General features: G+C 70.4%; 6 protein-coding genes, 1 tRNA gene and 1 pseudogene. 2 read left to right on the top strand and 6 right to left on the bottom strand.

All coding sequences use genetic code 11. The features are described 5' to 3' along the window. Positions 1–138: 138 nt before the first annotated feature. Together AB4030_RS19595 and AB4030_RS19590 are read right to left on the bottom strand one after the other, a co-directional pair. Positions 139–215, bottom strand: a tRNA-Pro gene (locus AB4030_RS19595). A gap of 135 nt (positions 216–350) precedes the next feature. Continuing rightward, positions 351–1,289, bottom strand: a complete 939-nt coding sequence (locus tag AB4030_RS19590; RefSeq protein WP_442280885.1) for a metallophosphoesterase — start codon at positions 1,287–1,289, stop codon at positions 351–353. An 81-nt stretch (positions 1,290–1,370) separates the two neighbouring features. On the opposite strand from AB4030_RS19590, the pseudogene AB4030_RS19585 reads away from it, so the two are divergent. Further along, positions 1,371–1,793, top strand: a pseudogene (locus AB4030_RS19585) (GatB/YqeY domain-containing protein); the annotation flags it as partial. A gap of 29 nt (positions 1,794–1,822) precedes the next feature. On the opposite strand, the gene AB4030_RS19580 reads toward AB4030_RS19585, so the two are convergent. Next, complete coding sequence (locus AB4030_RS19580; protein WP_442280884.1) at positions 1,823–4,285, bottom strand: transglycosylase domain-containing protein; 2,463 nt, start codon at positions 4,283–4,285, stop codon at positions 1,823–1,825. A 291-nt stretch (positions 4,286–4,576) separates the two neighbouring features. Between AB4030_RS19580 and AB4030_RS19575 the strand changes: the two genes are divergently transcribed. Beyond that, complete coding sequence (locus tag AB4030_RS19575; RefSeq protein WP_442280883.1) at positions 4,577–4,882, top strand: WhiB family transcriptional regulator; 306 nt, start codon at positions 4,577–4,579, stop codon at positions 4,880–4,882. A gap of 45 nt (positions 4,883–4,927) precedes the next feature. Here AB4030_RS19575 and AB4030_RS19570 read toward each other — a convergent pair whose 3' ends face one another. The 3 genes from AB4030_RS19570 to AB4030_RS19560 form a co-directional block, all read right to left on the bottom strand. Continuing rightward, positions 4,928–6,103 (bottom strand): ArsA family ATPase, encoded by a 1,176-nt coding sequence (locus AB4030_RS19570; RefSeq protein ID WP_442280882.1) that lies wholly within the window; start codon positions 6,101–6,103, stop codon positions 4,928–4,930. Further along, complete coding sequence (locus AB4030_RS19565) at positions 6,100–7,140, bottom strand: ArsA-related P-loop ATPase (RefSeq protein ID WP_442280881.1); 1,041 nt, start codon at positions 7,138–7,140, stop codon at positions 6,100–6,102. Before AB4030_RS19565 ends, AB4030_RS19570 begins: the two co-directional genes overlap by 4 nt. A gap of 128 nt (positions 7,141–7,268) precedes the next feature. Beyond that, positions 7,269–8,039 carry an alpha/beta hydrolase family protein gene (locus AB4030_RS19560; RefSeq protein ID WP_442280880.1) on the bottom strand — a complete coding sequence of 257 codons (771 nt, stop codon included), beginning with the start codon at positions 8,037–8,039 and terminating at the stop codon, positions 7,269–7,271. Between the last annotated feature and the right edge of the window lie 19 nt (positions 8,040–8,058).

Here is an 8,058-nt window from a genome sequence, read left to right as displayed (position 1 = left end):
GAGCTCCTGCGCCAGCTCGTCCTGGACCCCAGCCGTGACTACCAACCCACCGGACGCCCCACCCGGACCCGCACAAACGAATGAGCCGGACCTACATTCCGTAGGTCCGGCTCATTCCGATGTCCTGAGACATCACAATGGTCGGGGTGACAGGATTTGAACCTGCGACCTCTTCGTCCCGAACGAAGCGCGCTACCAAGCTGCGCCACACCCCGGTGCTGCATCTGCCCTGGTCCGTGGACCGGAGGCAGCAAGCAGAGATGCTAGCGCAGCCTCCCGTCCATCTCCGAATCGGGTCGCGCTCACGCACCGGGTCCCGTGCCCGGTGCCGCGCCGATGCGGGCGTCGAGTCAGCCCTGCGAGCGGGGGACGAGCGTCAGGAGCGTGGCCTCGGGACGGCAGGCGAGACGTACGGGGGCGGTGGGCGCCGTGCCGAGCCCCGCGGACACCTCGAGCCACGCGGCGCCCTCCGGGGCGTGTGACGAGGGCGTCCCGCCGGCGCCCGGCCACCAGCGTGACAGGCCCTTGACGCGGCCCGTGTCGAGGTCGCAGTTCGTCACGAGGGCGCCGAAGCCGGGCACGCAGACCTGCCCGCCGTGCGTGTGGCCGGCCACGATGAGGTCGGCGCCGTCAGCGGCATACGCGTCGAGCACCCGGAGGTACGGGGCGTGCGTCACCGCGAGCGCCAGGTCGGCGTCGGGTGCGGCCGGTCCGCCCACGAGGTCGAGGCGGTCGTAGCCGAGGTGCGGGTCGTCGACCCCGCGCACGTCGATGCGCAGGCCGCGCACGGTGATCGAGTCGCGACGGTTCGTCAGGTCGATCCAGCCCCGTGAACCGAGACCGCGCAGCAGGTCCGCGGTGGGCAGCCGCAGGGTCGTGCCGACCCCCTTCGCGTGGTTGCGGGTCAGGTAGCCCAGCGGGTTCTTCAGCTTCGGCGCGAAGTAGTCGTTGGACCCGAGGACGAAGACCCCGGGAATGCCGAGGAGGGGTTCGTATGCGTCGAGCAGCGACGGCACGGCGTCATGTGCTGCGATGTTGTCGCCCGTCGTGATGACGAGATCGGGGTCGAGCGAGGCGAGGCTGCGCACCCAGGCCTGCTTGGCCCGCTGGCGCGGCAACAGGTGCAGGTCCGACAGGTGCAGGACCCTCAGCGGGGGAGCCTCGTCGGGCAGGACCGGCACGTCGAAGCGGCGCAGCACGAAGGCGTTGCGCTCGACGAGTGAGGCCCAGCCGAGCACCCCTGTGCCGGCCATCCCCAGTCCCAGCACGGTCTTGGTCACGGCACGCATGGGCCCCATCCTCGCATCCGCGCGCAGCCACGACGTCCGAGCGCAGCGAGGCCGTGTGGCCCGACCTGACAGACTGGACGCATGACCACCCTCAAGGAGCAGCTGCAGTCCGACCTCACCTCCGCGATGCGCGAGCGCGACCAGGTCCGGGCCGGCTCGCTGCGGATGGCCCTCACCGCCGTCACCAACGAGGAGGTCGCGGGCAAGGAGCACCGCGAGCTGACCGACGACGACGTCCTCAAGGTCCTCACCAAGGAGGCCAAGAAGCGCCGCGAGGCCGCCGAGGCCTACACCGGCGCCGGTCGAGCGGAGCTCGCCGACAAGGAGGAGGCCGAGCTGGCCGTCCTCGAGGCCTACCTGCCGAAGCAGCTCGGCGACGACGAGCTCGAGACGATCGTCCGCGAGGCCGTCACGGCCTCCGGAGCCAGTGGTATGCCGCAGATGGGCCTCGCGATGAAGGCTGCCAATGCCGCCGTGGCCGGCCGCGCCGAGGGCGGCCGCGTCGATCGGGTCGGGCCTTCGTCGTCACGGGGTCAGCCGCCAGGGGGCGGGGTCGGCTTGCCTGGCTTGCCCGGCTTGCCCGGCTTGCCACCGCCGCCCGTCGGGGTCGGGGTCGGGGTCGGGGGTGGCGGAGTGGTGACGGCCGGTTGGGGAGCCGGGGGCGTCTGGGGCGTCTGCTGCTGCTGGCCGCCACCGCCGCGCGAGGTGTAGATCGTCACGAAGGTGCCGCTGGGCGCGCTCCCGTAGGGCGAGGTGCCGGCGACGAGGCCGCTGGGCACCGACGATCCCATGGTGCCTCCCACGCCAGCGGGATACCCGGCGGCCTGGAGGGTCGCTATCGCCTCAGGGACCGACAGCCCCGTCACGCTCGGAATGACACCCGGGGGCGTCCCGGTGCCCTGCGTGAACTTGGCTGAGGGCTCCGTGAACGGCACGATCGGCTGGCCCTGGAGGGCGCCGTTCATGATGCCCTTCCAGATCGGGGCGGCGATCGCGGCACCGTGCATGACGGGGTAGAAGGTGCCACCGACGGTGACGTTCTTCATCACGCGGGAGATGGGGTCGTAGGGCGTGCCGACCCAGACGGCCGTCGCGAGCTGCGGCGTGTAGCCGACGAACCACGACTCGTTGTTGTTGTTGGCCGTACCGGTCTTGCCGGCCGACGGGCGCGCTCCACCATCGAGCTGGTTGCGGATGCCGGACCCGTTGGTCATGTTGTACTCGAGGAACTTGTCGGTGGCGTGGACGACGTCGGGGTCGACGACCTGGGTGCACGTCGTCTTGGGCTCGGCCAGCACCTTGCTGCCCTGCGTGACCTTGGTGACCGCGATCATCGAGCACTTCTTGCCGTCGGCGGCGAGGACGCCGTAGGCCTGCGCCACTCCCTGCGGGGAGACGTCGGAGGCGCCGAGGATGTACTGCGGCGCGTACTTGCCGACCGGCTGCCCGTCGGACTGGTGGAGGCCGAGACGGAGCATGGTGTCGCGCACCTTGCAGCCACCGAGCTGCTGCGCGAGTGCCACGAAGGCGGTGTTGGTCGACAGCGCGGTCGCCTTCATGAGGCTGATGCTGCCGCCGGGCCAGAACGTGTCGTTGTCGACGTCCCACGTGCTGCCCGGTCCGCAGCCGCCGGGGAAGTCCTTCGGCTGGTAGGCCGCCATGTGACCGTTGCCGGCCGCCTTGGCGTTGACGCTCGCCTGCAGCGTCATCCCGGACTCCATGGCGGTCACGAGGGCGAAGGCCTTGGCCGTCGAGCCGAACTGGAAACCGCCGGAGCCGCCCCAGCGCTGGTCGAGGGCCCAGTTGATGCCCGTCTTGCCGGACGACTCCTTGTCCACGGTGTAGGTCGTGTTCTGGGCGAAGGCGAGCACCTTGCCCGTCGAGGGATCGGAGACGTAGGCCGCGGCGCCGACGCGGGACGGGTCGCCGATCGGCACCTTCTTGGTGAGCTCCTGCTGGGCCACCTGCTGCACCCGCGGGTCGAGAGTGGTCTGGATCGTCACACCGCCGCGGTAGAGCATCCGCTTGCGCTCCTCGACGGTCTTGCCGAGCTCGGGCATCGCCAACGCGTAGCTGACGATGAAGTCGCACCAGTAGGGGTAGGGCGACGCGAGGCAGGTGCTCTTGGGCTGCTGCACGCGCATGTCCTGCTTGAGGGTGCGCTTCTTCGCGTCGGTCCACTGCTTGTCCGTGATCCGGCCGAGCTCGTGCATGCGGTCGAGCACGACGTTGCGGCGAGCCACCGCCTTCTTCGGGAAGTTCACCGGGTCGGTCGTGCCGGGGTTCTGCGTCAGACCGGCGAGGAGCGCTGCCTGCGAGAGGCTCAGCTTGTCCGCGTGGACGCTGAAGTAGTGCAGGGATGCTGCCTCGACGCCGTAGGCGCGGTCGCCGTAGTAGACGAGGTTGAGGTAGCCCTCGAGGATCTGGTCCTTGGTGAGCTTCTTCTCCAGCGTGATCGCGTACTTCAGCTCCTTGAGCTTGCGCATGTAGTCCTTCTTCACCGCTGCAGCCGCCGCCTGCTTGTTGCCGGAGTTGAGGGCGGAGTACTGCAGGGAGATCTTGACGTACTGCTGGGTGAGCGACGACGCTCCCGAGGTCGTCGCTCCGCTGCGGATGTTGGAGATCGCCGCACGCAGGACACCCTGGAGGTCGACCCCGCCGTGCTCGTAGAAGCGGTGGTCCTCGATCGCGACCTGGGCCTCACGCATGATCGGCGCGACCTTGCTCAACGGCACGATGGTGCGGTTCTGCTCCTGCGGCGTCGCGATGACGGAGCCGTCGGCGGCCAGGATGCGGGAGGTCTGGGCCAGCGGATCGGTCGTGAACTCGCTCGGGAGCTCGTTGAAGACGTCGACGCCGCTGCGGGCGAGAGCACCCGTGGCGCCCACCGCGGGCATCACCAGGCCGGCGGCGAGCAGTCCGAGCACGAGCGCGGACGCGAGAAACGCGCCGAGCAGGCTGATGACGCCGCCGATCGAGGTAGTGCGTGAAGACATGGGGCCAAGGGTAACCGCTAGCTCTATGGCCACCGGGTTTGTGCGTGGTCGCGGTGCGGCCGGTGCGGGCGGTGTCGCTGTGGCGTGAGTGGGCTGTCCGGTGACCACCACAGGATGGTCAGGTGACTAGTCACCTTCTCGCCTAAATGATGCATAGAGGCTATGTCGGACCGGGCCGCACGCTCGTAATGTCTCGTTTGGGCCTAAGGGGGGTCCGCGTGATCAGGATCGGTGGGACGGTCCGGGTCTGCTCGGTGTCATGGGAGGTGCCGAGCGGGGAGGGGTAACACAATGAGTGCTGTCGTCATGGTGGATCCGTGGGTGGACGAGTGGGCCAGTCAGGCCAGTTGTTCCGGGGCGGACCCTGATGCACTGTTCGTCAGAGGCAAGGCCCAGCACGACGCGAAGGCCGTCTGCAAGACGTGTCCTGTCCTCGCGCAGTGCCTGGCCGAGGCCCTCGACAACAGGACCGAGTTCGGTGTCTGGGGAGGCATGACCGAACGCGAGCGTCGAGCCCTGCTGCGCAAGCGGCCGGACATCACGTCGTGGAAGTCGGCGCTCCGGGCAGGCATGGCCTCCCAGAGCAAGCACCTCTGAGGCGATTCAACACGTGAACGGGGCCGTGACCACCCGCTGGGTGCGTCACGACCCCGCAAGCGCGTGCCCGATCTCGCGGAGGCCGTCGAGGTCGTGGACGTCGCGTCCCAACGCCGGCACCTGCACCACGGGTATGCCGGGGTGTGACCGTGAGAAACGGTCGGCCAGCTCGCGCTGACGCTCGGCCGTCCGGACGAGCGCTGCGTGCAGCCGGAGCAGGCCGGCGGCGTTCGAGGCCGACTTCGGGCCTCCGCCGTCCTCGAGGGACTCGGCGGCGGCGAGGGCCCGCGACGGGCTGATCCCGGTCGCCGAGACGCGCCCGATGCGGTTGACGACGAGCCCGGCCAGCGGCATACCGTCCGCTTCGAGGCGGTCGACGAAATAGGACGCCTCGCGCAGCGCGTCCCGCTCGGGTGCGGCGACGACGAGGAAGGCCGTGCCCTCCTCGGAGAGCAGCCGGTAGGTCTCGTCGGCGCGCTCGCGGAAGCCGCCGAACATCGTGTCGAGGGCGTTGACGAACGTCTGGACGTCCGTGAGCATCTGACCGCCGAGGATCTTCGTCATCGTGCCGGTCACGAGCTGCACGCCCACGCCGAAGACCTTGAGGCCGGCGCGTCCACCGGCCTTGGCGGGGGCGGTGAGCAGCCGGATGAAACGCCCGTCGAGGAAGCTGCCGAGTCGGTTGGGGGCGTCGAGGAAGTCGAGGGCAGATCGCGATGGCGGGGTGTCGACGACGATGAGGTCCCACGGGGCGTCCTCGGTGCCGGCGCTGGCCTTGAGCTGGCCGAGCTTCTCCATGGCCATGTACTCCTGCGTGCCGGCGAAGGAGCTGCTGACGGCCTGGTAGAAGGGGTTGGCGAGGATCTGCTCGGCCTTGTCGGGCTCGGAGTGGGCCAGGACGACTTCGTCGAAGGTCCGCTTCATGTCGAGCATCATCGCGTGGAGGCTGCCGCCTGCCGTCGTGTCGATGTCGGTGACCGGACGGGGCGTGTTGTCGAGCGCGGTCAGCCCGAGCGACTGGGCGAGACGGCGGGCGGGGTCGATGGTCAGGACGACGACCTTGCGTCCCGACTCGGCCGCCCGGAGGCCGAGCGCCGCGGCCGTCGTCGTCTTACCGACACCGCCGGAGCCGCAGCAGACGACGATCTGGGTGCTCGGGTCGTCGATGAGGGCGTCGACGTCGAGGGCCGGAGCCTTGCTCGAGACCGGGCCCGGGCTCATGCCTCGACCCGTGCGGTCGCGGAGTGACGGACGAAGAGCGGCACGAGCAGGTCTGCGAGTTCGCGCACCGAGCCGGAGTCGACGCCGGCCGGCAGCGCGGGAAGCCGGACGATCGGCAGGCCCGTGGCTTCGAGGAGCGCAAGCTGTTCGCGCTCGAGGTCGATGCGTTCGGCGTGGTCGCGGGCCTCCTCGAGCAGGCCGTCGACGAGTTCGGGCGTCGCGCCGACACCTGCCTCGGCGAGCTGGGTGCGGATCGAAGCCTTGTGCAGTCGACCCTCGCGCGCCTGGTCGAGCGCGACGTCGTCGAGGAGCGGCTCGCGCACCATGTTGACGATGACAGCGCCCGGGTGCAGGCCCTTGTCGCGCAGCTCCTCGATCGACTCGAGGGTCTCCTGCACCGGCATCTCCTCGAGGAGGGTGACGACGTGGACGACCGTCTGGTCCGACTGGAGCAGACGGGTGATCGAGGTGGCCTGCGAGGCGATCGGTCCGACCCGCGCGAGGTCGGCCACCTCGGAGTTGACGGAGAGGAACCGGCCGATGCGCCCCGTCGGCGGTGCGTCGAGGACGAGCCCGTCGTAGACCGGGGCGGAGTCGCCCTTGTGCCGACCGTCGCGGCGGCGCCGGTTGGCCTCGTAGATCTTGCCGATGAGCAGCACGTCTCGCACACCGGGGGCGATGGTCGTCGCGAAGTCGATCGCGCCGAACTTCTCGAGCAGCCGGCCTGCCCGGCCGAGCTTGTAGAACATCTGGAGGTACTCGAGCAGGGCGGCCTTGGGGTCGATGGACAGGCCGACCACCTCACCGCCTCCGGGGAGACGCAGGATCCGGGTCTCCTCGGTGCCGAGCGGTGGCACGTCGAACGTCTGGCTGATGCCCTGCCGGCCCTCGACCTCGGTGAGCAGCACGTGGGCAGGTGACGAGGCGAGGGCCAGGGCGATGGCCGAGGCGACGGTGGTCTTGCCGGTGCCGCCCTTGCCCGTGACGACGTGCAGTCGCGCGCCCGCCCACGGTGCGGCGTCAGGGTCCGTCGTCACGGGTTCCACCATAGGGCGGCCCGACTCCCGATCCGTCCCGACCCCGCGGCGTGCGTCACTGCTGCGTGGGGCGCAGCACTGACGTACGGAACGGGGGCTGCGGGCGGCGCTCGCCCACCGGCCCGGCGTCAGGGCGCTGACGTGAGTGAGTGGACGGCGGCAAGGACGTGGCTGAAGGCGGGCGTCGTCGGATCGATGACCGCGAAGTGGTCGGCGCCCTCGACGAGGTCCACGCTCACGTCGCCGCCGGCCGCCTTCGCCGTGGCCACGTAGGCGTCGGCGACCGCGGGCGGCACGGTGTCGTCGTCAGCGCCGTCGACGAGCCGCACCGGCACCTTCGGCGGCAGCGTCGACATCGGGTCTGCGGACCGCCAGGCCTCGGTGCCCGGCCCTGACCCGACGAAGTCGCGCGTCGCGTCGGAGCCCAGGTGCATCCGGTCCGCGGTTCCGAGGTCGACGACCCCGGCCAGCGACACGACACCCGCGACACCGCGCTCGCGGGCCCACGACTGCCCGGCCACCCAGGTGACGAGCTGTCCGCCGGCGGAGTGACCGACGAGGACGAGGGGCTTGGGCAGGTCGGCCTGCAACGAGATCGACGCGAGGAGGTCGCGCACGTCGTCGAGGGTGCCGGGGACGCCGCCACCCGGCATACCGACTCGGCGGTACTCCGCGAGCACGACGTGGTAGCCGACCGCCGCGAACGCCTGGGCCTCGGGGCGTGCGTGTTCCCGGTCGTACTGCTGACGCCAGAAGCCGCCGTGGACGACGACCACCGTGCCGGCAGCGGCGGGGGCGCCGGGGGACGGCGGGATGACGTCGTAGACCTGCGCGGGGTCATCGCCGTAGGAGCGAGTCGTGGCCCGCGCGGGGGACGTCTGGTCGGGGCGGCTGCTCATGGGCGTCATGGTGTCACCG

The organism is Terrabacter sp. 2YAF2 (genome assembly GCF_052114705.1).
Lineage (GTDB): Bacteria > Actinomycetota > Actinomycetes > Actinomycetales > Dermatophilaceae > Terrabacter.
Note: the sequence above shows the minus strand (reverse complement) of the source record. Positions and strands in the feature narration are given on the sequence as shown.

Excerpts from the sequence above, each read along its gene's own strand:
- AB4030_RS19590 (WP_442280885.1), bottom strand. The coding sequence starts at position 1,289 with ATGCGTGCCGTGACCAAGACCGTGCTGGGACTGGGGATGGCCGGCACA.
- AB4030_RS19580 (WP_442280884.1), bottom strand. The coding sequence starts at position 4,285 with ATGTCTTCACGCACTACCTCGATCGGCGGCGTCATCAGCCTGCTCGGC.
- AB4030_RS19575 (WP_442280883.1), top strand. The coding sequence starts at position 4,577 with ATGAGTGCTGTCGTCATGGTGGATCCGTGGGTGGACGAGTGGGCCAGT.
- AB4030_RS19570 (WP_442280882.1), bottom strand. The coding sequence starts at position 6,103 with ATGAGCCCGGGCCCGGTCTCGAGCAAGGCTCCGGCCCTCGACGTCGAC.
- AB4030_RS19560 (WP_442280880.1), bottom strand. The coding sequence starts at position 8,039 with ATGAGCAGCCGCCCCGACCAGACGTCCCCCGCGCGGGCCACGACTCGC.